20 protein-coding genes are annotated in these 24,100 nt (G+C 73.1%); 11 read left to right on the forward strand and 9 right to left on the reverse strand.

Translation table 11 applies throughout. The features are described 5' to 3' along the window. Positions 1 to 13: 13 nt before the first annotated feature. The 3 genes from CLV43_RS31120 to CLV43_RS31130 are packed head-to-tail and all read right to left on the reverse strand — an operon-like array spanning position 14 to position 4,400. Complete coding sequence (locus CLV43_RS31120; RefSeq protein ID WP_106191585.1) at positions 14 to 922, reverse strand: phosphotransferase family protein; 909 nt, start codon at positions 920 to 922, stop codon at positions 14 to 16. A 47-nt stretch (positions 923 to 969) separates the two neighbouring features. Beyond that, positions 970 to 2,712, reverse strand: coding sequence for an ABC transporter ATP-binding protein (locus CLV43_RS31125; RefSeq protein ID WP_106191587.1), 1,743 nt, complete (start codon positions 2,710 to 2,712; stop codon positions 970 to 972). After that, entirely contained in the window at positions 2,709 to 4,400 is a 1,692-nt protein-coding gene (locus tag CLV43_RS31130; RefSeq protein WP_106191589.1) for an ABC transporter ATP-binding protein, read from the reverse strand. The genes CLV43_RS31125 and CLV43_RS31130 overlap by 4 nt, the downstream gene beginning before the upstream one ends. A 100-nt stretch (positions 4,401 to 4,500) precedes the next feature. Between CLV43_RS31130 and CLV43_RS31135 the strand changes: the two genes are divergently transcribed. The 3 genes from CLV43_RS31135 to CLV43_RS31145 are packed head-to-tail and all read left to right on the forward strand — an operon-like array spanning position 4,501 to position 7,411. After that, on the forward strand, positions 4,501 to 5,535 hold the full coding sequence (locus CLV43_RS31135; RefSeq protein ID WP_106191590.1) for a FecCD family ABC transporter permease: 1,035 nt from the start codon (positions 4,501 to 4,503) through the stop codon (positions 5,533 to 5,535). Then, on the forward strand, positions 5,532 to 6,596 hold the full coding sequence (locus tag CLV43_RS31140) for a FecCD family ABC transporter permease (protein WP_211304637.1): 1,065 nt from the start codon (positions 5,532 to 5,534) through the stop codon (positions 6,594 to 6,596). The genes CLV43_RS31135 and CLV43_RS31140 overlap by 4 nt, the downstream gene beginning before the upstream one ends. Beyond that, positions 6,593 to 7,411, forward strand: coding sequence for an ABC transporter ATP-binding protein (locus CLV43_RS31145; RefSeq protein ID WP_106191593.1), 819 nt, complete (start codon positions 6,593 to 6,595; stop codon positions 7,409 to 7,411). The genes CLV43_RS31140 and CLV43_RS31145 overlap by 4 nt, the downstream gene beginning before the upstream one ends. 4 nt (positions 7,412 to 7,415) lie before the next feature. Here the strand turns inward: CLV43_RS31145 and CLV43_RS31150 are convergent, their stop codons facing one another. Continuing rightward, positions 7,416 to 9,383, reverse strand: a complete 1,968-nt coding sequence (locus CLV43_RS31150; RefSeq protein WP_170156095.1) for an endo-beta-N-acetylglucosaminidase — start codon at positions 9,381 to 9,383, stop codon at positions 7,416 to 7,418. 232 nt (positions 9,384 to 9,615) lie between these two features. On the opposite strand from CLV43_RS31150, the gene CLV43_RS31155 reads away from it, so the two are divergent. Next, positions 9,616 to 9,951 (forward strand): hypothetical protein, encoded by a 336-nt coding sequence (locus tag CLV43_RS31155; RefSeq protein ID WP_106191597.1) that lies wholly within the window; start codon positions 9,616 to 9,618, stop codon positions 9,949 to 9,951. Between the two features lie 177 nt (positions 9,952 to 10,128). Further along, positions 10,129 to 12,207: a helicase domain-containing protein gene (locus CLV43_RS31160; RefSeq protein ID WP_106191599.1), complete on the forward strand. Its 2,079-nt coding sequence runs from the start codon at positions 10,129 to 10,131 to the stop codon at positions 12,205 to 12,207. Between the two features lie 12 nt (positions 12,208 to 12,219). Here the strand turns inward: CLV43_RS31160 and CLV43_RS31165 are convergent, their stop codons facing one another. Next, positions 12,220 to 13,209, reverse strand: a complete 990-nt coding sequence (locus tag CLV43_RS31165; protein ID WP_106191600.1) for an LLM class flavin-dependent oxidoreductase — start codon at positions 13,207 to 13,209, stop codon at positions 12,220 to 12,222. A 142-nt stretch (positions 13,210 to 13,351) separates the two neighbouring features. Here CLV43_RS31165 and CLV43_RS31170 point away from each other — a divergent pair, with 142 nt between their 5' ends. From CLV43_RS31170 to CLV43_RS31190, 5 genes are read left to right on the forward strand one after another with little or no spacing between them, the layout of a single operon-like run. Next, complete coding sequence (locus CLV43_RS31170) at positions 13,352 to 13,654, forward strand: GNAT family N-acetyltransferase (protein ID WP_106191602.1); 303 nt, start codon at positions 13,352 to 13,354, stop codon at positions 13,652 to 13,654. Positions 13,655 to 13,677: 23 nt separating this feature from the next. Beyond that, positions 13,678 to 14,691, forward strand: coding sequence for an MBL fold metallo-hydrolase (locus tag CLV43_RS31175; RefSeq protein ID WP_106191604.1), 1,014 nt, complete (start codon positions 13,678 to 13,680; stop codon positions 14,689 to 14,691). After that, entirely contained in the window at positions 14,691 to 15,347 is a 657-nt protein-coding gene (locus CLV43_RS31180) for a TetR/AcrR family transcriptional regulator (protein ID WP_106191605.1), read from the forward strand. Before CLV43_RS31175 ends, CLV43_RS31180 begins: the two co-directional genes overlap by 1 nt. A 41-nt stretch (positions 15,348 to 15,388) precedes the next feature. Further along, a complete protein-coding gene (locus CLV43_RS31185; protein ID WP_106191607.1) occupies positions 15,389 to 17,800 on the forward strand; it encodes a glycoside hydrolase family 3 protein in 2,412 nt (803 codons plus the stop codon). Next, positions 17,797 to 18,378, forward strand: coding sequence for a class I SAM-dependent methyltransferase (locus CLV43_RS31190; protein WP_245887122.1), 582 nt, complete (start codon positions 17,797 to 17,799; stop codon positions 18,376 to 18,378). Before CLV43_RS31185 ends, CLV43_RS31190 begins: the two co-directional genes overlap by 4 nt. 151 nt (positions 18,379 to 18,529) lie before the next feature. Here CLV43_RS31190 and CLV43_RS31195 read toward each other — a convergent pair whose 3' ends face one another. The 3 genes from CLV43_RS31195 to CLV43_RS31205 are packed head-to-tail and all read right to left on the reverse strand — an operon-like array spanning position 18,530 to position 21,709. Then, positions 18,530 to 18,967 (reverse strand): response regulator, encoded by a 438-nt coding sequence (locus CLV43_RS31195; RefSeq protein ID WP_106191608.1) that lies wholly within the window; start codon positions 18,965 to 18,967, stop codon positions 18,530 to 18,532. Then, the gene (locus CLV43_RS31200) at positions 18,960 to 20,510 is read right to left on the reverse strand and encodes a sensor histidine kinase (RefSeq protein ID WP_106191609.1); all 1,551 of its coding nucleotides are present in this window, start codon (positions 20,508 to 20,510) and stop codon (positions 18,960 to 18,962) included. The genes CLV43_RS31195 and CLV43_RS31200 overlap by 8 nt, the downstream gene beginning before the upstream one ends. Further along, positions 20,507 to 21,709, reverse strand: a complete 1,203-nt coding sequence (locus CLV43_RS31205; RefSeq protein ID WP_245887123.1) for a PP2C family protein-serine/threonine phosphatase — start codon at positions 21,707 to 21,709, stop codon at positions 20,507 to 20,509. The genes CLV43_RS31200 and CLV43_RS31205 overlap by 4 nt, the downstream gene beginning before the upstream one ends. 168 nt (positions 21,710 to 21,877) lie before the next feature. Here CLV43_RS31205 and CLV43_RS31210 point away from each other — a divergent pair, with 168 nt between their 5' ends. After that, positions 21,878 to 22,567 (forward strand): lysophospholipid acyltransferase family protein, encoded by a 690-nt coding sequence (locus CLV43_RS31210; RefSeq protein ID WP_106191610.1) that lies wholly within the window; start codon positions 21,878 to 21,880, stop codon positions 22,565 to 22,567. 21 nt (positions 22,568 to 22,588) lie between these two features. Here CLV43_RS31210 and CLV43_RS31215 read toward each other — a convergent pair whose 3' ends face one another. Further along, positions 22,589 to 24,001 carry an aminobutyraldehyde dehydrogenase gene (locus tag CLV43_RS31215; protein WP_211304638.1) on the reverse strand — a complete coding sequence of 471 codons (1,413 nt, stop codon included), beginning with the start codon at positions 23,999 to 24,001 and terminating at the stop codon, positions 22,589 to 22,591. Positions 24,002 to 24,100 lie beyond the last annotated feature (99 nt).

Here is a 24,100-nt window from a genome sequence, read left to right on the forward strand (position 1 = left end):
GCGGCCACCACGCTCAGGCGTTGCGGGCCAGCCATTCCTTGACCTGCTGGGCGTACTGGGGCGCCCACTGGGGGGACCAGCGCTGGAAGTAGACGTGCATCGTCGCCGCGTGCAGGACGTGGGCGAGGTCGGTGCGCTGTTCCCAGTCGTCGGGGACGGGGCAGGCGTCGGTGTAGGCGTCGAGGAAGACGCCGCGGCCTGCGGGGAAGCCGTCGAAGATGTGCTCGTCGAGCTTGCCGAAGTCGCGGAAGCGGTCGGCGTAGGTGGCGTGCTCGAAGTCGAGGACGCAGGTGACGCGGCCGTTCGACACCAGGAAGTTGGGCAGCCACAGGTCGCCGTGCACCAGTGCGGGGGTGCTGGCGGCGGGGTCGAGGCGGGCGACGGCGGCCATGACGGTGGTCCGGACGGTGTCGTCGAGGACGTCGGTCCGGCCGAGCAGGGCGGTCAGCTCGGCGTCGACGGACTCGGGCAGGGTGGCGGGACCGTCGCCCTGCGGGTCGCCGAAGTGGCTCCCGCGGATGCCGTGCACCCGGCCGACGAGCTCGCCGAGGTCGCGGCACAGGATCTTGCGCCGGTCCTCGTCGAGCGACTCCCACACGTCACCGGCCGCGTCGCCCTCGTGGAACTCCTGCACGAGCACCGGGCCGTCCGCGTCCGGGTCGTGGGGGATCAGGGTCCGGTAGCGGACGACGGGGATGTCGTGGGCGGCGGCCAGGCGGGTGGTGGCGACGAGCCGGTGGAAGTGGGCGGGGTCGCGGTCGCGTTGGGGGATCTTGACCAGCAGGCGGCCCTCGTCGGTGGCGGCGACCCACTGCTTGCTGGTGTGGCCGGCGTCCAGCCGGTGCACGGAGTCGACGCGCAGGCCGGGGCAGGCGCGTTCCAGGACGTGGCGGATCGTGGTGTCCGCGGGAACTGTCGTCAACGCGCCTGCCCAACCTCGTGGTCACCCGGTCGGCGTGACGATAGCGGTCAGCGCTGGTCCGACCACGCGGCCCACAGCTCGGCGTAGCGCCCGCCCGCCTCGACCAGCTCGGCGTGGGTGCCGGACTCGACGACGCGGCCGTGGTCGAGCACGACGACGCGGTCGGCGGTGGCGGCCTGGGTGAGTCGGTGGGCGACGAGGAGGCCGCTGCGGCCCGCCAGCGCGGCGGTGGCGGCGGACTCCAGGACGCGGGCACCGGCGCTGCCCGCGTCGGCGGTCGCCTCGTCCAGCACGGCGATCGGCGGGTCGGCCAGGACGAGCCGGGCGAGGGCGAGCTGCTGGGCCTGGGCGACGGTGAGGCGGTGACCGCCCTCGCCGACGACGGTGGCGAGGGCGTCGGGCAGGGCGCGGGCCCACGGGAGGGCGCCGACGCGGTCGAGGGCGGCGTGCAGGTCGTCGTCGGTGGCGGTCGGCCTGGCCAGGCGGAGGTCGTCGGCGAGGGTGCCCGCGAAGACGTGGACCTCCTGGGTGATCAGCGCGATGGCGCGCCGGGTCGTGGCGGGGCCGAGGTCGTCGATGTCGGTGCCGCCGAACGTGATCGTGCCCCGGCTGGGGCGGTGCACGCCCGCGACGAGCTTGGCCAGCGTGGTCTTGCCCGCGCCGGACGCGCCGACGAGCGCGACGCGTTCGCCGGGGTCGAGGTGGAGCTCGATGTCGGCGAGCACGTCGTGGCCCGCCTCGTAGGCGTGGCCCAGGCCCGCGACCTTGAGCGTCGTGTCGGACGGCACCTCGCCGGTGTCCTCGGGGGTGGCGGGGCGGTCCGCGACGCCGACGAGGCGGGCCAGGCTGGCGGCGGCGGACTGGGCGTCGTCGGCCAGCGACAGGGCGGCGTTGATGGGGTTGAACAGGCTGTGGAAGTACAGCGCGGCGGCGGTGGCCGTGCCGATGGTGGCGGTCCCGGCGCCCACCAGGAAGAACCCGGTGACCAGCAACGCGGTCAGGCCGACGTACTCGGCCAGGTTGAGCCTGCTGAAGAACCCGCCGAGCAGCCGGATGCACCGCATGGTCGTGCCCACCGCCGCGCCGGACCGCTCGGTGACCCGCCGCACGTGCTCGTCGGTCAGCCCGAACGCGCGCACGGTCGACGAACCGCCGATCGTCTCCAGCAGCTGTTGTTGCTGCGCCCCGATCGCGACGCGTTCGGCGCTGTACATGGTCTTCGCGTTGCGCCCGTACCACCGCACGGTCAGCACCTGCACCGGCGCGGCGGCGAGCACGGCGAGCGCGAACCGCCAGTCGAGCACGGCCAGCGCGCCCAGCGTCAGCACGATGGTCAGCGCCGAGCGGGCCAGCAGCGGCAGCGCCTGCCGCACGGCTTCGGCGATCTTGGTGACGTCACCGGTGACCCGCGCGGTCAGGTCGCCGGACCCGGCCCGTTCGACCTGCTCCAACGGCAGGTTCAGGGCGCGGTCGACGAACCGCTCGCGCAGCTCCGCCAGCATGCTCTCGCCGAGCCGGGAGATCAGCGCCGCGCCGATCGCCGTCGCGACGCCCTGCGCCACCGCGACCAGCGCGAGCAGCACGACCGGCCGGGTGATGTCGGTCGACGGCCGCCTCGCGGCGACGAGGTCGACGATGTCGCCGAGCAGGGGAGCGGTCGCCAGCCCGACGGCGGTGCCCGCGAGCAGCACCGCGATCGTCGTCGACGCCAGCAGGCGCTGCGGCCGCACCAGCTTCCGCACGGCCGCCCAGGTCTGGGCCGTGCCCGCGGTGGGGAGGAGCTCGCTCATGCCAGCACCGTCGCCCGGTAGTCGGCGTCGTGCACGAGGTCGGCGTGCGAGCCCTCGGCCGTCAGCACACCACCGGTCAGCACCACGATCCGGTCGGCCGTGGCGAGCAGTGCCGGACTGGTGGCCACCACGATGGTCGTCCTCCCCCGCCGCATCCCGCGGATCCCCTGTGCCAGGGCCATCTCCGTCACGGCGTCGATCGCCGTGGTCGGGTCGTGCACCACCAGCACCGGAGGTGCGGCGGCCAACGCCCGTGCGAGCGCCACGCGTTGGCGCTGCCCGCCGGACAGCGACCGGCCGCGTTCGGCGACGACGGTGTCCGCGCCCTGCGGCAGCGCCTCGACGACGTCGTGCACGGCGGCCGCGGTCATGGCGCGGTCGACCTCCTCGGGTCGGGCCGACACCGCGCGGATGTTGTCCACCACGCTGTCGGAGAACAGGTCCGCCTCGTGCGCGGCCACCAGGATCGCGGCCCGCACCCCGCTGGGGTCCAGTGTGGACAGCGCGACGCCGTCCAGCTCGACCGTCCCGGCCTCCGGGTCGACCTCGCGCGCCAGGCAGTGCAGCAACGCGGTCGCGTCGGCCGGGTCCGCCGCCACGACGCCGAGCAGCTCGCCCGGCGCCACGTCGAGGTCGATCCCGCGCAACGTGCCGTGCGTGAGCCCGCGCAGCCGGACCGCGCCCGCGACCGGCGTCGGCACGGCGTCCTCGCCCGCGACCAGGTCGGCGGGGGCGCCCAGCACCTCGGCGATCCGGGCGGCCGAAGCGCGGCCCATCGCGAACGCGCCGTTGACCCACGAGATCACGTTGAGCGGCCACAGCAGGAACTGCGCCAGCCCGACCGCGGCGACGAGCCCGCCGACCGTGATCGCGCCGTCGGCCGCCAGCGTCCCGCCGACCAGCGCGATCAGCGCCAGCAGCAGCCCGGTGACCGCGAGCATCGACCCGTCGAGCCAGGCCTGGGCCCGCGCCGACCGGATGGCCGCGCGCATCGAGCCCTGGCTGGTGCCGCGGTACCGGTCGACGGCGGCGCGCTCGGCGCCGAAGCCCTTGAGCGAGCGCAGGCCGGCGACCAGGTCGGCGGCGATCCCGGACGCGTGCGCGGCCCGTTCCTGCTCGGCCTCGCTGCGCCGTTCCAGCGGCTTGCCCAGCACGTGCGCGAGCCACAGCAGCAGGGGAGTGGCGACCAGCACCACGAGCCCGAGCACCACGGACACCCGCAGCAGCGCGACCGCGCCCACCAGCAGGCCCGTGCCCGCCGCGACGGCCGTGGGCAGCGCGCGGTTCACGTGGCCGACCCGCAGCGCGTCGCTGGTCGCGATGGTGACCAGCCCGCCCGCGAGCCTGCCCGTCCCGGCACCGCCGCGGTGGTCGAGCACGCGGGTGGTGACCTGGACCCGCAGCGCGTGCGCGGCCCGCTCGGAGGCCAGCTCACCGGCCTGGAGGCTGATCCGGAAGCTGACCGACAGCACCGCGAACACCACGCCGAGCGCCACCAGCCACCACACCAGCTCCGCGGTCGCGCCGGTCGACACCGCGCGGTCGATCACCACGCCGATGATCACCGGGACCAGCGCCTCGCCCGCCTGGTGGCCCGCGCCCGCTATCGACGCCGCCGTCACGTGGCGCCACTGGCCCCTGATCGCTGACTTCAGGACATCGCGACCCGTCGGATCTCCGGCGCGCACAAACCCACCCCATGCAGTTGGACAGCGGACGTAACGGTAGGTAAGGCTACGCTAATCTGGCGGACGTCCAGGGGGTCGGCTTCGACACAGGGGAGATGCGGTGGACACCGCGGTGCAGGCGCGACCACGTGGCGGCACGGGCCACGCGGTGCGCGCGGTCGGGCTGGTGGTCGCCATCGGCGTGCTGGTCCTGGTGTTCGTGCTGAGCCTGTGGGTCGGCTCGCGCGACATCCCGTTCGCGTCCACCTGGCACGTGCTGCTGCACAACGACGGCTCGACCGAGGCCGTGATCATCCACGACCTGCGGGTCCCGCGCGGCCTGATGGGATTGCTGGTGGGCGGCGCGCTCGGCCTGGCGGGTGCGCTCATGCAGGCGCTGACCCGCAACCCGCTGGCCGACCCCGGCCTGCTCGGCGTCGAGATGGGCGCCGCGACGGCCGTGGTCGTCGCCATCGCCTTCACCGGCGTCTCCACGGTCACCGGCTACATCTGGTTCGCCTTCGCGGGCGCGGCCGCCGCGTCCGTCCTCGTCTACGTGCTGGGCTCGTCCGGTCGTTCCGCCGCCACACCGGAACGGCTGGTGCTGGCCGGTGCCGCGATCACGGCCGTGCTGGTCGCGTTCGTGTCGGCCGTGCTGGTGCTCGACACGCAGGCGTTCAACTCCTTCCGCTTCTGGGACGTCGGCGCGCTGGCGGGCCGCAAGATGGACGCGGTCGCGCAGGTCGCGCCGTTCATCCTGGTCGGCGTCGCCCTCGCCCTCGGCCTGGCCCGTTCGCTCAACGTCCTGGCACTGGGCGACCAGACGGGCAAGGCGCTCGGCGCGAACCTGGGCCGCACCCGCGCGCTCGGCGCGCTCGCGGTCACGCTGCTCTGCGGCGCCGCCACGGCCGCCGCGGGGCCGATCGCGTTCATCGGCCTGACGATCCCGCACGTGGCGCGGATGATCGCGGGCTCCGACCAGCGGTGGGTGCTGCCGTACTCGCTGGTGCTGGCCCCGATCCTGCTGATCGGCTCGGACGTGGTCGGGCGGGTCGTCATCGCGCCCGCCGAGCTCCAGGTCGGCATCGTGACGGCGTTCCTCGGCGCGCCGGTGTTCATCGCCCTGTGCCGCCGCCGGAAGCTGGCGCAGCTGTGAGCGCCCCGGCGCGCGAGCGCGCGGCCGTCCGGGGTCGGGTCGTCCGCACGGCCCACGTGTCCTTCCGGGTGGCCGAGCGCGCGGTCGTGGTGTGCCTGGCGCTGCTGGCCGTCGTCGTGGGCGTCGGGCTGGTCACGCTGACCACCGGCGACTTCGAGCTGACCGTCCCCGAGGTCGTCAAAGCCCTGCTGGGCCAGGGTGACGGGGCGTCCGACTTCATCGTGCTCACGCTGCGGCTGCCCCGGCTGGTGACCGGCCTGCTGGTCGGCGCCGCCCTCGCGGTCAGCGGCGCGATCCTGCAGAGCCTGTCCGGCAACCCGTTGGCCAGCCCGGACATCATCGGGTTCGTGCAGGGGTCCGCTACCGGCGCGATCCTGGTGATCGTGCTCGCCGACGGCAGCATGGTCCAGATCGGCGCGGGCGCGGTGGTCGGCGGCGTGGCGACCTCGGCGGTGGTCTACGTGCTGGCGTTCAAGCAGGGCGTGCAGGGGTTCCGGCTGATCCTGATCGGCATCGGCGTCAGCTTCGTCATGCTGTCGCTCAACAAGTACCTGATCACCCGCGCGTCGCTGTCGGACGCGATCGCCGCGCAGGCGTGGCAGGTCGGCGGGCTCAACGGCCGGGGCTGGGAGCACGCGCAGGTCGTCGGGGCCGCCGCCGCGGTGCTGCTGCCGCTGGCCCTGTACTTCGGCCGACGGCTGGCGCTGATGGAGATGGGCGACAGCACGGCCAAGGGCCTGGGCGTCGACTCCGAGCGCACCCGGCTCGCGCTGATCGCGATCAGCGTCGGGCTGGCGGCCGTGGCGACCGCGGCCGCCGGACCGGTGTCGTTCCTCGCGCTGGCCGCACCGCAGCTCGCCCGCAGGCTCACCGGGTCCTCGGGCGCCGGGCTGGTCCCGGCCGCCCTGATGGGCGCGCTGCTGCTGACCGCGGGCGACCTCGCGGTGCAACGCCTGTTCTCGCCCGCCCAGCTCCCGGTCGGCATCGCGACCGGTGCCCTCGGCGGGCTGTACCTGATCTGGCTGCTGGCGCACGAATGGCGAAGGGGTGTCGCACGATGACGAGACTGCGTGCGGAGGACCTGACGCTGGCCTACGACCAGCGCACCGTCGCCGAGGGGCTCGGCGTCGTGATCCCCGACGGCTCGTTCACGGTCATCGTCGGGCCGAACGCGTGCGGCAAGTCGACGTTGCTCAAGGCGTTGGCGCGCATGCTGAAGCCGCGCGCGGGCGCGGTGTACCTGGACGGCGAGGCCATCTCCTCCTACAAGTCCAAGGAGGTCGCGCGCAGGCTCGGCCTGCTGCCGCAGACCTCGATCGCGCCCGGCGGCATCACCGTCGGCGAGCTGGTCGCCCGCGGCCGCTACCCGCACCAGCGGCTGCTCAAGCAGTGGTCCGCGCAGGACGAGGCCGTCGTCACCGACGCGATGCGGCTGACCAACGTGCTGGAGCTGTCCGACCGGATGCTCGACGAGCTGTCCGGCGGCCAGCGGCAACGGGTGTGGCTCGCGATGGTGCTGGCGCAGGAGACGACCATCCTGCTGCTGGACGAGCCGACGACGTTCCTCGACATCGCCCACCAGGTCGAGGTGCTCGACCTGTGCGCGGACCTGCACGAGGAGGGCGGCCACACGCTCGTGGCCGTGCTGCACGACCTCAACCAGGCCTGCCGCTACGCCACCCACCTGATCGCGATGAAGCCCGGCCAGGGCATCGTCGCGCAAGGCGACCCGTCGGAGATCGTGACGGCGGAGCTGGTCGAGGACGTGTTCGGCCTGCCGTGCCGGGTGGTGCCGGACCCGGAGACCGGGACACCGCTGGTCGTGCCGCTCAAGCGGCAGCGGGTCCCGGCCGCCGAGTCCCTCACGGCGCTGTGAGGTCCTAGGAGACGACGACTTCGCTCGCCGTCGACACCGCGAAGGCCTCGCTGACGGCGACCACCTCCAGGGTCACCTCCTCGCCCTCGGCCTTGGCCACGGCGGGGACGAAGTAGGCGTCGTTGGGGGTGCCGCCCAGGAAGGTCCGCGTGCCGTCCGCGTCGCGCTTGAACACCCGGTACTGGCGCACCGCGTCGGGCGACCGGACCCAGCCGAGCCGCACGGCCGCCGTGGTGGTGCTGCTCCGCGCCACCTGCTCGACGGTGACCGGCCCCGGCGCGGCGATCTCCGCGGGCGTGGCGGTCTCGTGCACGCCGAGCCTGCCGACGTACCCGGTGAACGCGCCACCCGCCGTGACCCGCAAGGAGATCCCGACCAGCACGCGGTCGGCGTGGGCGTCGAGCGCGAACACCGCGCGCTGCCAGCCTCCCGCCGAGTCGCCGACGTCCAGGAGCTCGGTGGTGTCCGGCGCGTCGGCGAACTGGAGGCCGACCAGCAGCCGGGACGGGCCCGCGGCACCGGAGTCGTAGACCAGCTCCAGGCTCGCCGCGCCGCCCAGGGCGAGCTCGGTGGCGAACAGCCGGATGTCGTTGTCCGCGCTCGGGGTCCCGGTGACCTTGAGCGACGTGCCGCCGTCCCAGGCCCTGTCCCAGTCCAGGCCGGGCACGACCTTCGTGCCGGTCGAGCCGACGCTCCAGCGCCAGGTCGGCAGCACGTCCTGCAGGCTCAGGTTGTGCCACGGGCTCGTGCTCACGACCTGCCCGTCGACCGCGAACAGCCGCCCGTGACCGGTGTCGAAGTTCGTGACGAACGGCAGCGAGGTGATCGGCGTCAGCTCGGTGACGTAGTGCGCGACGCCCTTCCAGCTCGCGGTGGACGTGGTGTTCGCCGGGTCGCCGTTCGGACCGACCCAGAACCTGTTGTCCCGCGCGTAGAAGTCCGCCGGACCCGTCGAGCTCTTGAACGTCCACTCCGGACGGTAGAAGCCGAGCGAGGTCACGTGCGGCTGGTCCTCCGGGAACACCGACGACCAGCCGACCGCGGTGTTGTAGCCGTTGGACTCGACGTCGACCCCGGAGAACAGCTCGTACGGGCTGCGGCCCAGCGACCGGGCGAGCGCGGCGGAGCCCGCCAGACCCGAGCCGCTCCACCAGAAGTTGAGGAACATCTGGTCGCTCACGCGGGTAGCGCCGTCCTGCAGGAACATCTGGTTGCTCGCGGTCAGGGCGTTCTGCCAGCTGACGCCGCCGGTGCGGGTCATGGCGTCGTACCAGATGACGTGCAGCCCACTGGCCCGCAGCTGGGCGACCATGTCGCGCATCGCCGCGGCCAGCGCCGCGTCACCGCCCGCCGTCTCCTGGTTGACGAACCACCCGTCGAACCCGTGGTGCCGGGCGACCTCGACCATCTTGTCCGCCACCGGGAACCGGTCCCCGTCGCGCTGCACGAAGTCGCGCACCCACTGGATCCGGCCGCCGTACGCGGTGGGCGGCAGGAACACGTTGCCGACCACCTTGACGCCGTTGCGGTGCGCGGCGTCGGTGACGGTCGGGTTCGGCGCCAGGATCAGCCCCTCCGACGCCGAGCCGCCCCAGAAGACCAGGGTGTCCATGTACTGCCAGTAGTTGGTGGCGTAGTAGTTGATTTCCAGCGCGCCCTGCGCCGGGTTCCCGCTGGTCGGCGCGTACGCCACCAGCGGCTGCACCTTCGCCTCGCCGGGGTGCGCGTGCGCGTTGGCGGGACGCGCGGGCACCGCCCTCGGCGCGAGCGGGACGCTCGCCCGGTTGAACCGGGCGTCGGGGTCGGTGGCCGGGTCCCAGGCCAGCAGGGTGTTCGGGTGCCAGTAGGACGCGAACGGCTGGATGCCCGCCGCCGCGTCGACCTCGGCCTCGGCTCGCGGGAAGCCCGTCGGGAGAAGGGGAGTGGCCGCTGCCGCGAGGCCCAACTTCATGAACTGCCGCCGTGTGGACACCCTCCCGACCCTAGATGTCCATACCAATTCTCCCGTCGCACCCATTGGGGTGAAAGGGAATGGCCAACCAAGACAGCGCTTTCACGCTCGGTGTTCCCGACCGACCGGGGGTTGACGGTGCCGCCCGGCGACCGGTGGGGTGGTGGGTTGCCCCGGTGCGACCGCGATCACTTCCCGGTGTCTCGACTGGTCAGAGCGTTTACCGGCGTGCGGCCGGAGGTACAGGGGGCTCATGAACATGCGTCGTGCACTGGTCGTGACAGCGCTGTGCGCCGCGGGCGCGGGCACCGTCTTCGCGGTGACGGGTTCGGCCACCGCCTCCCCGACGCCCGGCAGCGGGTTCTCCAACGTCAAGTGCACCGACCAGGCGGACTACGCCGGTGACGCGCGCAGCGCCGCGGAGATCAACAGCGTGGGCTTCGCCACCGGCACCTGCCCCGTGCCCCGCCCGTACACCGAGGGCGTGAAGTGCACGGACCAGATCGACTACGCGGGCGACCACCGGAGCAACGCCGAGATCAACAGCCTCGGCTCGGTCTCCGGGTCCTGCCCCGTCCCCGAGAGCTGACCCCACCGCGTCCCCCGCGCCCCGGTGCCCACCGGGGCGTTTTCGCGCGCGCGGGGAAAAACGACAATGAATTCCGGGGTCGATTTGACAAAGGGGTGAGAATGAAAGATCGGCACCAAGGAATTGGTTCCGCCGATTCTGCATCTATTGTAGCACCGCGAAAGGACAGGCCACCACATGGAGGAATTGCTCGCGGAACGTGAACGCGTCGCATTCCTGTACCGCAAGCTCGACGCCCAGCGGGCCGTCGCACTGCGCGCGCTGGAGGAGGCCCTGGGCGACACGACCGCCCAGCGCTGGCAGCGCGAGGTGTCCGTGCGGACGCTGTCCGACCAGCTCAGCAGGCTGAGGGTCGCCGACGACGGGCTCTGCTTCGGCCGCACCGACCACGTCGACGGCACCCGCACCTACATCGGCCGGGTGGGGCTGTTCGACGAGCAGGACGAGTACGAGCCCCTGCTCACGGACTGGCGCGCCCCCGCCGCCCGCCCGTTCTACGTGGCGACCGCCGCCGTCCCCGAAGGACTGACCAGGAGGCGGCACTTCCACACCCGCGGCCGCCGCTTGCAGGACTTCCACGACGACGAGCTGCGGTTGGACGGCGTCGCGCTGACGGCCGCGCTGGACGCGCCGCGCGAGGAGGTCATGCGCGACATCGTCGCCACGATCCAGGTCGAGCAGGACGAGATCATCCGCTTCGACCACCCCGGCGTCCTGGTCGTGGAGGGCGGTCCCGGCACCGGCAAGACCGCCGTCGCGCTGCACCGCGTCGCCTACCTGCTCTACACCCAGCGCGAACGCCTGGCCAAGCGGGGCGTGCTGGTCGTGGGCCCGAACTCCGGGTTCCTCCGCTACATCGGCAACGTGCTGCCGTCGCTGGGGGAGACCGACGTCGTGTTCGCCTCGCCCGGCGACCTCATGCCCCGGCTCCGCACCGTCCGCGAGGACGTCCCGGAGGTCCAGCGCCGCAAGGGCGGTCTCGGGATCCTGGACCTGCTCGCCGCCGCCGTCGCGCAGCGCCAGGAGCTGCCCGCCGAGCCCGTCCCGATCGAGCTGGAGCACTGCGTCGTCCACCTCGACGCCGCCGTCGCCGAAGTGGCCCGCACCCGCGCCCGGCAGGCCGGGCTGCTGCACAACCACACCCGCGTCGTCTTCCACGAGGCGCTGGTGGACGTGCTGCTGGACGTGGCGCTGGCCGAGATCGACGAGCCGTGGGACGGCGTGGCCGCGGACGTGCGCCGGGAGCTGTACGCCCACCGCGAGCTGCGCGCCGCCGTCGACGTGCTGTGGCCCGCCCTCACCCCGCGCAGGTTGCTGGCCGAGCTCTACGAGTCCCCGGACCGCTGCGCGGAGCTGGGTGTCCCGGAGTTCCACCGCGAGGTCGGCCGGGCGTGGACGGTGTCCGACGTCCCGCTGCTCGACGAGGCCGCCGAGCTGCTGGGCGAGCACGCCCTGAAGCCCAAGGAGGAGAAGGCGGGCCAGGAGTACGCGCAGGGCGTGCTGGAGATCCTGGACACCGATCCCACGATGGACCCCGACCTGCTGCGCGCGGTGGACCTGATCGACGCCGAGCACCTGGCCGAGCGGCACGAGGAGCGCGACCACCGCTACCTAGCCGAGCGCGCGGCCGCCGACCGCGAGTGGACCTACGGCCACGTCGTGGTGGACGAGGCCCAGGAGCTGTCCGAAATGGACTGGCGGCTGCTGTTCCGGCGCTGCCCCAGCAAGTCCATGACGATCGTGGGCGACCTGTCGCAGCGCCAGTCCGCCGCCGGTGCCCGCGGCTGGTCGGACGTGCTGGACCGCTACGCGGGATCCCGCTGGGCCTACCGCGAGCTGACCCTGAACTACCGCACCCCGGCGGAGGTCATGGACGTGGCGGCCGCGGTGCTGGCCGAGGTCGACCCGACCGCGACCGTCCCGAGGTCCGTGCGCCGCAACGGCATCGCACCGTGGGCGGCCGAGGTCGCCGACCTGCGCGGGGCCGTGGCCGCCGAGCTCGCGCTCCGGCACGGGGGGACGGTCGCGGTGATCGCCCCGGAGTCCGTCACCGACCTGCCCGGCCCGGTGATCACCCCGCGCGAGGCCAAGGGCCTGGAGTTCGACACCGTCCTGGTGCTCGAACCCCACCTGATGGCCGCGGGCGAGCGCTACGTGGCCCTGACCCGCGCCACCCAGCGGCTCGGCGTCCTGCACACCGCGCCGCTGCCCGCGTCGCTGCACGGCCTGCGCCCCCGAGCCGCCACGGGCGGGTGAGGGACGGAGATCCTACCGCTTGAGCAGCGGTAGGACCTCCGCGCCGAACAGCCTGATCGCCCCCAGCACGTCCTCCTGCGGCAGCCCGCCGACGTCCACCATCACCAGGTGCGCGTCCAGGTCCAGCGTCCGCGCCAGCTCGTTCAGCCGCCCCGCCACCTCGGCGGGGTCCCCGCACACGGCGGCCCCGTCCATCAGCAGGTCGACGTCCACGTCCCCGTCGCCCCGCCACGGGTCGGCGAACCGCGCGTACCCGTCCAGGTACGGCCGCCACCGCCGACGGGCCCGGACGGCGTCGTCCGCCACGAACACGTGGCTGGGCAGCGCGATCCGGCCCTTCGCGCCCATCGCGGCCCGGTACCGCTCCACCACCTCCAGGTGGGTCGCCGGATCCCGCAGCGTGCTGGGCAGCATCAGCGGCATCCCCAGCTCCGCGCCGAGGTCCGCCGACACCGCCGACCCGCTCCCGATCCACACCGGCGGGTGCGGCCGCTGCAACGGCCGGGGCGTGGTCGTCACCCCCGCCAGCGGCGGCCGGAACCGCCCCTCCCACGTGACGTCCGGCTCCTCCAGCAGCCGCAGCAGCAGCCGCAGGTTCTCGTCGAACCGCGCCCGCAGGTCGTCCGACCGCACGCCGAACACGGCGTCGGTGCGCGGCGACACCCCGCGCGCCACGACCAGCTCCGCCCGCCCGAGCGACAGCACGTCCAGCGTCGCCAGCTCCTCGGCCACCAGCACCGGGTCGCGGTGGGCGAGCAGGGTGACGCCGGTGGACAGCCGCAGCGTGGACGTGCGGGCCGCGATCGTGGCGAGCAGCAGCTCCGGCGCGGACACGATGTAGCGGGTGAAGTGGTGCTCGCCGATCGCGACGCCGGTGAAGCCCGCCTCCTCGGCCACCACGGCCTGTTCGACCACGGCCTGCAACCGGGTCGCCTCGCTGACGACGACACCGGTCGCGGGGTCCGGGAGGTGGTCGCCGAGGATCAGCAGGTAGACATCCATCGCGCCATCCTGCCCCGCCGGACTACCGTGGTCCTCCCGGTCACCGGGGATGACCACCGTCACACCGTCGACCCGGACGAGGACGGGCCGCGTGCCCAGGCCGCGCGGGCGAGTGGCCCGCGACGAGTGTGGAGGTCGACTGATGACAACCGTGGTGGACAACGTGCAGCTGCACCGCTACGAGGTCGTGCACGACGGCGCGCTCGCCGGCTACGCCCAGTACGAGCGCGGCGAGGGCACGATCACGTTCACGCACACCGTGATCGACGAGGCGTTCGGCGGGAAGGGGCTGGGGTCCACGTTGGTCCGGCACGTCCTCGACGACGCCCGCCACGCCGGGACCGCCGTGCTGCCCGCCTGCCCGTTCGTGCGCGGCTACATCGGCAAGCACCCCGACTACCTCGACCTCGTGCCCCCGGACCGTCGAGCGGAGTTCGCCCTGTAGCGGCATGCTACCTTCCGGTAGCCATGACGGACTGGACTGAGCCAGGTGTCTTCGAGGTAGCGCCGGGCGTGCACCGGATCCCGCTGCCGCTGCCGAACGACGGCCTGCACACGGTGAACGTTTACGCGATCGAGGACGGCGACGGCGTCGTCATGATCGACGCGGGGTGGGCGCTGGACGAGGCCACCGACCGGCTGGAGGCCGCCCTCGACACCCTCGGGTACGGGTTCGCCGACATCCGCCGGTTCCTCGTCACGCACATGCACCGCGACCACTACACGCTCGCCGTGGCGCTGCGCAGGCGGTTCGGCACGCGGATCGCGCTGGGCGTCGGCGAGCAGCCGTCGCTGGAGCGCATCCTCGGCGGCCGGGCCGACGCGCAGCTGTCCAACCTGCTCGGCTGGGGCGCGACCGACCTGGCCGAGCGCTGGCGGAAGGCGGCGGTGCCGCTGGAGCGCAAGTCCGTGGCGGCCTACGAGCTGCCCGATGAGTGGCTCACCGGCGCGAGCGTCGTGGACCTCGACAAGCGCGTGCTCAAGACCGTGCCCACGCCAGGCCACACCGCCGGCCACGTGGTGTTCGTGGACACCGCGTCGTCGCTGCTGTTCGCGGGCGACCACGTGCTGCCGCACATCACCCCGTCGATCGGCTTCGAGCCCTCGCGGCCCGAGCTGCCGCTGGGCGACTACCTGGACTCGTTGCGGCTGATGCGCGAGCACCCCGACCTGCGCCTGCTGCCCGCGCACGGCCCGGTGACCGACAGCGTCCACCGGCGCGTGGACGAGCTGCTGCGCCACCACGAGGAGCGGCTGGAGGCGACCGCGGCGTCCGTGGCGGGCGGCACGGCCACCGCGTACGAGACCGCGCGCAGGCTGGGCTGGACCCGCAGGCAGCGCCGGTTCGACGAGCTGAACCTGTTCAATCAGGTGCTGGCGACGGGTGAGACGTCGGCGCACCTGGACGTGCTGGTGCGCGACGGGCGACTCGCCGCGTCCACTGTGGACGGAGTCGTGCACTACAGCGCTACCCTCGGCTGATGGTGACACGGGGGGACGCGCGCCGCGAGCAGATCCTGTACGCGGCGATGGTGGTGTTCGCCGACCACGGCTACCACCGTGCGTCGTTGGCGGGCATCGCGGAGCAGGTCGGCATCAGCCAGACCGGGCTGCTGCACCACTTCCCGACCAAGCGGCACCTGCTCACGGCCGTGCTGGAGGCCCGCGACCGGCTCGACCGCGAGTGGCTGGCCGAGCTGGACCCCGACGGGTTGTCCGGGCCCCGGCTGCTGGTCAGCCTGCTGCGGCTGGTCGACCGCAACCGCAGGCTCGGCGGCCTGGTGCAGATCTACACCGCGCTGTCCGGCGAGAGCGTGACCGACGACCACCCGGCGCGGACCTGGTTCACCGACCGCTACGAGCGCGTCACGGGGTCCGTCGAGGACGGTCTGCGCCACGGCGTGGCACGGGGAACCGTGCGCCCGGACACCGACTGCGCGGCGCTGGCCCGCGAGGTCGTCGCCGTGATGGACGGCCTGCAGCTGCAGTGGCTGCTGCGCCCTGAACGGGTCGACATGGTCGCCTGCTTCCGCGACTACGCCACCCGGCTGGTCCGGTCGGTGGCCGTGGACCCGGCGCCGGTCGAGGCCCTGCTGGCCACCGCGGTCCCGGTACCGCTGACCGCGGGCGCCGGGTAACGTGCCGGTCACGAACCGACCGCCCGCTCGGTAGGAGGACGATGAGCCCGATCGACACCGCACTGGCCGCGCTCGACCTCGAGACCAAGGTCGGCTTGCTCGCGGGCCAGGACGTGTGGTCGCTGCCGGAGGTCCCGCACATCGGCCTGCGCTCGCTGGTCATGTCGGACGGACCCATCGGCGTCCGCGGCACCGAGTGGACGCCCGACGACCCGGCGGTCGTGCTCCCGAGCCCCACCGCGCTCGCCGCGACCTGGGACCCGGCGCTGGCCAGGAGGGTCGGCACCCTGCTGGCCCAGGAGGCCCGCCGCAAGGGCGTGCACCTGCTGCTCGCGCCGACCGTGAACCTGCACCGAACCCCGTTGGGCGGCAGGCACTTCGAGTGCTACTCCGAGGACCCGCTGCTGACCGCGGGGATCGGCGTCGGCTACGTGCTCGGCGTGCAGGACGGCGGTGTCGGCGCGACCGTCAAGCACTTCGTCGCCAACGACTCCGAGACCGCCCGCTTCGTCCTCGACGCCGCCGTCGACGACCGCACCCTCCGCGAGCTCTACCTCGCCCCGTTCGAGGCGGTCGTGCGCGCGGGCGGCTGGGCGGTCATGTCCGCGTACAACGGCGTCAACGGGCGCACGATGTCCGAGAACGGCCTGCTGCAGAACGGTCTGCTCAAGGACGAGTGGGGCTTCGACGGCGTGGTCGTCTCCGACTGGACGGCCGCGAAGACCACCGCCGGAACCGCGCTGGGCGGTCTGGACGTCGCCATGCCCGGACCCGGCAACCCCTACGGCGCCAAGCTCGTCGAGGCCGTCCGCTCCGGCGAGGTCCCCGAGTCCGTCGTGGACGACATGGTCCGCCGCGTGCTGCGCCTAGCGGGCCGCGTCGGCCTGCTCGACGGCGTCGACCCGGTCGTGGCGCAGCCGCCGCCCGAGGTCGACGGCGACGCGCTGGCCAAGGAGGTGGCGGAGCGCTCGTTCGTGCTGCTGCGCAACGACGGCACGCTTCCGCTGGCGTCCCCGACCCTGGCCGTGGTCGGCATGGCGGCCGAACAGGCCCGCATCCTCGGCGGCGGCAGCGTCCACGTGTTCCCGCCGCACGTCGTGTCCCCTTTGGACGGTCTGCGCGACCGCGGCGTCGAGCTCGTCTACGAGCCCGGTGTCGACCCGCGCACCAAGCTGCCCGCCGCGTCCGGTCCGGAGTGGACGGACCCGGAGACCGGCGAGACCGGGCTGCGCATGGTGTTCCGCGACGCGGCGGGCGCCGAGCTCGGGCGCGTGCTGCTGGACGAGGCCAGGACCGGCTGGATCGGCAGGATGCCCGTCGAGCTCGACAGCTCGCTGCTGGACACCGTCGAGGTCACCGCCCTGTTCCGCCCGCTGGTGTTCGGCGAGCACCGGTTCGGCGTGGCGGGCATCGGCGACTTCGTGCTCACCGTCGACGGCGAGGTCCTGTTCGACGACAAGCAGGTCGCCTACGACGACGACCCGGCCGCGGGCATCCTGCTGCACCCCGAGACGCAGGTGACCGCCGAGGTCGCCGGTCCCGTGCTGGTGTCCCTGCGCCACAAGGTCTGGGTCCGCCCCGGCCTCGGCACCGTCGTCGGCCTCACCCTCGGCCACGCCGAGCCGGGCCCCTCCGACGACGAGCTCATCCGCCGCGCCGTGGTCGCCGCCGCGTCCGCCCAGGTGGCCGTCGTCGTGGTCGCCACCACCGAGGAGGTCGAGTCCGAGGGCTTCGACCGCCGCTCGCTCGCGTTGCCCGGCAGGCAGGACGACATGGTCTTCGCCATCGCCGCCGCCAACCCCCGCACCGTCGTGGTCGTCAACGCCGGGTCGCCCGTCGAGATGCCCTGGCTCGACGACGTCGCCGCCGTGCTGCTCACCTGGTTCCCCGGCCAGGAGGCGGGCGCCGCCCTGGCCGACGTCCTCTTCGGCGACGCCGAGCCCGCGGGCCGCCTCCCCACCACCTGGCCGGTGCGCGAAGACGACGCCCCGGTGCTCGACGTCGACCCCGTGGACGGCGTGCTCACCTACCGCGAGGGCCTGTTCATCGGCTACCGCGCCTGGCAGGGCCGCGACGTCCGCCCCGCCTTCTGGTTCGGCCACGGCCTCGGCTACACCACCTGGTCCTACGAGTCGATCGAGGTCACCGACCTCGCCACCGTCACAGTCACCGTCCGCCTCTGCAACACCGGCACCCGCGCGGGCCGCGAGGTCGTCCAGGTCTACCTCGTCCCCGAGACCCCGCTACCCGACCGCCCGACCCGCTGGTTGGCGGGCTTCGCCTCGGTCGCGGCGGAGGCGGGGGAGACCGTCGAGGTGGTGGTCGAGGTGCCGGAGCGGGCCGTCCAGGGCTGGGAGGACGGCGCGTGGCGGACGTTGACCGGGACGTACGTCGTCGAGGTCGGCCACGACTACGGCGACACCCGGCTGACCGCCGAGCTGAAGATCACGTGACCGACCTGCCCGCCGACTGGTCCGCCTGGCGCGACCGCGTCGACGTGTCCACCTACGACGACCGCTGGCGCCGGATGGCCGCCGCCGGCCACGACCCGCACGGCGAAGCCTCTTTGGTCATGTCGTACTCACCGGGAAGCGTCCTCGACGGCGGCTGCGGCACCGGCCGCGTCGCCATCGAACTGGCCGGCCGCGGCGTCCACGTCGTCGGCGTCGACCACGACCAGACCATGCTCACTGCGGCTCGCGGCAAAGCCCCTGACCTGCGCTGGGTGCAGTCGGGCCTGGAGTCCATGGCCCTCGACGAACTCTTCGACCTCGTCGTCCTCGCCGGCAACGTCATCCCGTACGCCTCGCCGGACGTCCGCGCCACGGCCGTCGCCACCTGCGCGTCCCACCTGTCACCCGGCGGCCGTCTCGTCGCGGGCTTCCAACTCCGCCCGGACTGGCCTTCGGTGGTCGAGTACGACGGGTGGTGCGAGGTTGCGGGGCTACGCCTTGAGGACCGCTGGGCCACGTGGGACCGGGAGCCTTATGCGGGTGGGAACTACGCGGTCAGCGTCCACGTCAAGCAGTGAAAAAGCCCCTCAACGCCGAGGGGCCGGTTGCGACGGCGTGCCGCGTCGCGACCGGCCCGGGGGGCGGAGGGTGTCGAACTTGCCTCGGGGGCTGCGGGACGCGTTGGTCATGAAGATCAGCTACCCGACGCCGTCCGAGGTCAAACCACCCTCAGCGCGGCAACTTCACCACGGTCACGAAGAAGTCGTCGATCTGCCGGACGACCTCGATGAACCGGTCGAAGTCCACCGGCTTGGTGACGTAGGCGTTGGCGTGGAGGTTGTAGCTGCGCAGGATGTCCTCCTCCGCCTCCGACGTGGTCAGCACGACCACCGGGATCGACCGCAGCCGCTCGTCGGCCTTCACCTCGGCCAGCACCTCGCGCCCGTCCATCCTGGGCAGGTTGAGGTCGAGCAGGATGAGGCCGGGCCTGGGGGCGTTGGCGTGTTCGCCCTCGCGGCGCAGGAACTGGAGGGCCTCGACGCCGTCGCGGACGACGTGCAGCGAGTTGCGGATCTTGTGGTGTTCGAAGGCCTCCTGCGTCATCAACGCGTCGCCGGGGTCGTCCTCTACCAGCAGGACGTCTACCACGCTCAGTGCATCACTCATGGGGGGGCTCGGATTCCTCGACGACGGGCAGGGTGAAACGGAAGGTGGTGCCGGTGTCCTGGTCGGTGTCCAACCAGATGGTGCCACCGTGGTACTCGATGATCTTGCGACACATCGCGAGACCGATCCCCGTACCGGGATAGGCGTCCTTGTGGTGCAGCCGCTGGAAGATCACGAAGATCCGTTCGGCGTACTCGGAGTCGATCCCGATGCCGTTGTCGCGGCAGGTGAACGTCCAGAACCCGTCGGTGCGCTCGACGGTCAGCCGCACCTCCGGCTTCTCGGTGCCGTGGAACTTCAGCGCGTTGCCGATGAGGTTCTGGAACACCCCGCCGAGCAGCGACGCCTCGCCGCGCACCGACGGCAGGTCCGCGGCCACGTCGATCGTGGCCTCCGCCTCCTGGATGGCGGGGGACAGCGACGCCACGACCTGGCCGACGACCTCGCCGAGGTCGACGATGGTGTGCTCGCGGGCCATGCGGCCGACCCGTGAGAACGCGAGCAGGTCGTTGATCAGCACCTGCATGCGCTTGGCGCCGTCGACGGCGAAGCCGATGTACTGGTCGGCGCGGTCGTCGAGCTGCCCGCCGTAGCGGCGTTCGAGCAGCTGGCAGAAGCTCGCGACCTTGCGCAGGGGCTCCTGGAGGTCGTGCGAGGCGACGTAGGCGAACTGCTCCAGCTCGGCGTTGGAGCGCTGCAGCTCCGTGGACTGGGCGTCCAGCCGCCGGTGGGCCTCCTGGACTGACTCCAGGTCGGCGAGGATCCGGTGGCGCATGCCGTCGATGTCGTGGCCGAGCATCACGATCTCGCGCGGACCGGTCACGTCGACCTGCTTGGCGAAGTCGCCGGACGCGACGACCCGCACCTGCTCGGCCAGCCCGGCCAGCGGCGCGATGAGGATCCGGTAGAGCACGAAGGCGACGACCGCGATGAGCCCGACCATCAGGACGCCGACGCTCAGCGCCACCCACAGGACGATGTTCGCGGCCCGGTCGAGCTTGGCGCGGGCCGCGTCGACGTCGACGGCCATCCTGGCTTCCAGGTCGTCGGTGGCGCCGCGCAGCCGGTCGAACAGCTGCTTGCCCTGGTCGGTCGACGCCGCCGCGGCACTGGGGCCCTGGGCGCGGACCTGGGCGATCAGCGGCTCGGCGTAGCCGCCGCGCCACTCGACCGCGTACTGCTCGATGCGGCCGAGCTCCTCGGTGTAGGCGGGCGAGGTCGACCCGATCCGGGTGCGGGCGTTGTCGAGCGCGGTCCGCTCGTCGCCCTGGCCGGACAGGTAGGGCGCGAGGAAGTCGTCGCGGCCGCTGAGCGCGAAGCCCCGCACGCCGGTCTCCTGGTTGACGAACGCCGTCGACAGCTCCTGGACGTGCCGCCGCGCCGGACCGATCTGCTCCAGCACGAGCAGCCGCGCGTCGGTGAGCTGGGACAACGACACCGCGACGGCGCCCACCGCCCCGCCCGACACGAGGATCAGGATCGCCACGGAGGCGAACAGCAGCCGTTTGGCGGGCCACCTCGTCGTGTAGTCCGGGGTGGTCATCGGGTCCTTTCCGAGAGGAGCAGGACGGCCATGTCGTCGTCCAGCTCGCCGCCGTTGAGCTCCTCCACCTTGGAGATGAGCGTGTCGAGCAGCCACGACTGCCTGCGCGGCCAGTCCGGCTCGCTGCCGGACATGCCCTCGATCAGGGAGATGAGCCGTTCCGACCCGAGCCGTTCCGGGTCGCCGACGACCCGGCCCTCGACCAGGCCGTCGGTGTAGAGCATCAGGGACCAGCCCGACGGCAGCGGCACGTCCAGGCCGCTCCAAGTGCTGTCCGCCAGCACGCCCAGCGGGAGGCCCGCGCGGTCGCGGGGCAGCTCCACGACCCGGTCGCCGACCAGCAGCATCGGCTCCGGGTGGCCCGCCAGGTACACCCGCGCCCAGCGGCGGTCCGGGGAGATGGTCAGCATGCACACGGTGGTGAACAGGCCGGGCTGGTGGCGTTCGTGCACCAGGATCTGGTGCAGCGTGCGCAGCACCCTCCACGGCTCCTGCTCGGCCAGCACGAGCGCGCGCCACGCGATGCGCAGGCACACGCCCAGCGCGGCCTCGTCGGGGCCGTGGCCGCAGACGTCGCCGATGATGACCTGGAGGGTGCCGTCGGACAGCCGCACCGCGTCGAAGAAGTCGCCGCCCAGCAGCATCCGGCTGCCGCCGGGCCGGTAGCGGGTCTCCAGGGCCAGGTCCTCGCCGTGCATGATCGGCGAGGGCAGCAGGCCGCGTTCCAGGCGGGTCTTCTCGGCGGCGTGCAGCTGCTCGTCGCGCAGCTGGCGGGTGGTCTCCTCGGCGTGCTTGCGCTCCACGGCGTAGCGGATGCCGCGCATCAGCAGCGCGCCGTCGACCTGGTCCTTCACCAGGTAGTCCTGGGCACCGGCCGCGACGGCCATGGTGCCCTGGCGCTCGTCGGTGAGGCCGGTCAGCACGAGGATCGCGGCGGGGGAGGAGAGCGCGAGCAGCCTGCGCAGCCCGTCCAGGCCGGTGGTGTCCGGCAGCCCGAGGTCGAGCAGTACGCAGTCGGCGTGCGGCAGGAGCTTCTCGGCCTCCTGGAGACTGCGCGCACGGGTCAGCTCGACCAGCGCGTCCACTTCCTCCAGGAGCGCTTCGACCAGCACGGCGTCACCTTCGTCGTCCTCGACGAGCAGCACGCGCACAGGTCGGGTCGAGATCACGACCTGATCCGCTTCGGTGAGGCTGGGCACGAGCGGGGAGAGTAGTCGAACGCCTTCGGCGGGGCCCTCGAAGGAGCGCCGAACAGCCCCTCCGGATCGCCCGGAGGCGGTCCGGACGGCCCCGGCGGAAACCTTTCGCGGCCCTGCGCCGAAGATCCTGGTGTGAACGAGTCCACAAAGGCGCTGACCGTGCGTCAGATGGCCGCACTCACCCGGCTGATGCCGCGCCGCGGCCGCGGGTTCTGGTTCGGCCTGACCATCGACGTCCTCTGGTCGGTCGTCGTGCTGTTCGTCCCCATGCGGATGACGGGCCGCGAGCACGTGCCGAAGACCGGTGGCGTGCTGCTGGCGTTCAACCACATCTCCTTCGCCGACCCGGTGAGCTCGACGGTGTTCGCCCTGGTGTCCGGCCGGGTGCCGCGCTACCTCGCGAAGGCCAGCCTGTGGAGGCTGCCGCTGGTGGGCTCCATCATGAGGTCGGGCCGCCACGTCCCGGTCGACCGCGGCACGGCCCGCGCGGGCCTCGCGCTCACCGGTGCCCAGGGCGCCGTGGAACGCGGGGAGTGCGTGGCGGTGTACCCGGAGGGCACGTTCACCAGCGACCCCGAGGGCTGGCCGATGACGGGCAAGTCCGGGGTGGCGCGCGCCGCGCTGGCCAGCCGCGTCCCGGTCGTGCCGATCGCCCAGTGGGGCACGCAGCGGCTGCTGCCGCGCGGCTCGTTCCTGCCCCGGCCGCTGCCCCGAAAGCGCGTGGACGTCGCCGCCGGGCCCGCCGTGGACCTGTCGGACCTCTACGACCTGGAGCCGACCAAGGAGGTCCTCGACAAGGCGACCGCCCGGATCATGGCCGCGATCACCGACCTGCTGGCCGGGATCAGGACCGGCTGAGCCGGGCACCTCCACCGGCGCTCAGAAGGCGCTCATCACGTGCTTGACCCGCGTGTAGTCCTCCAGCGCGTACCCCGAGAGGTCCTTGCCGTACCCCGAGTCCTTGAACCCGCCGTGCGGCATCTCCGACGCGAACACCGAGTGCGCGTTGACCCACACCACCCCGAAGTCCAGCCGCGCGGACATCCGCAGCGCGGTCCCGTGGTCGCGGGTCCACACCGACGACGCGAGCCCGTGGGCGACGCCGTTGGCCATCCGCACCGCGGACTCCTCGTCGGTGAACGGCTGCACCGTGACGACCGGTCCGAAGATCTCCTGCTGCACGGCCTCGTCCCGCTGCCGCAGTCCGGACACCACGGTGGGGGCGTAGAAGTAGCCGCGGTCGCCCACCCTGGTGCCGCCGGTCTCCAGCACGGCGTGCGGTGGCAGCCGGTCGACGAACCCGGCGACCCGCGCGAGGTGGTCGGCGCTGCTCAACGGCCCGTAGTCGGCGGTGGTGTCCTCCGGCCCGCCGGTCCGGGTGGCCCGCGCGTGCCCGACGAGCGCGGCCAGGAACTCGTCGTGCGCGGACGCCTCGACCAGGACGCGGGTCGCGGCCGTGCAGTCCTGCCCGGCGTTGAAGAACCCCGCCGCGGCGACGGTCCCGGCCGCCGCGGCCAGGTCGGCGTCCGCGAACACCACCACCGGCGACTTCCCGCCCAGCTCCAGGTGGGTGCGCTTCAGCCCGGCGGCCCCGGCCACCTCCGTGCCCGCCCGCACCGACCCGGTGATCGACACCAGGTCCGGCCGCGGGTGCGCCACCAGCGCCCGCCCGGTGTCGCGGTCCCCGCAGACGACGTTCACCACCCCCGGCGGCAGGTGCCCGGCGCAGATCGCGCCCAGCAGCGCCGTGCTGGCGGGCGTGCACTCGGACGGCTTGACCACCACCGCGTTCCCCGCCGCCACCGCGGGCGCGATCTTCCACACGGCCATCATCAGCGGGTAGTTCCACGGCGTCACCTGGGCGCACACCCCGACCGGCTCGCGCCGCACGACCGAGGCGAAGCCGCGCGCGTACTCGCCCGCCGACCGCCCCTCCAGCAGCCGCGCGGCACCCGCGAAGAACCGCAGGTGGTCCACGCACGGCCCCACCTCCTCCGAGGCCGTCAGCGCCACCGGCTTGCCGGTGTCGGCGACCTCCACGGCCACCACCTCGGCCGTGCGCGCCTCCAGCTCGTCCGCGATCCGCAGCAGGGCCAGCTGGCGCTCGGCGGGCGTGCTCCACCGCCAGGTCGCGAACGCGGTCGACGCGGCGTCGAGGGCGGCGTCCACGTCGGCCGCGCCGGACAGGGGGGAGGTCGCGTACACCTCGCCGGTGGCCGGGTCGACGACCTCCAGCTCCCGCCCGTCGGCCGCGTCCGACTCCTTGCCGTTCACCAGGTTGCGGAACCTCAAGAGCACCCCTTCGAGGACGATCGGACATCACCGGGGGACGCGGGGATATTGTTCGTCCCACCTGGCCGTCCGTAGCGTCGTCGGCACAGATCAGGAACG

The organism is Umezawaea tangerina (assembly GCF_003002815.1).
Taxonomy (GTDB): Bacteria; Actinomycetota; Actinomycetes; order Mycobacteriales; family Pseudonocardiaceae; genus Umezawaea; species Umezawaea tangerina.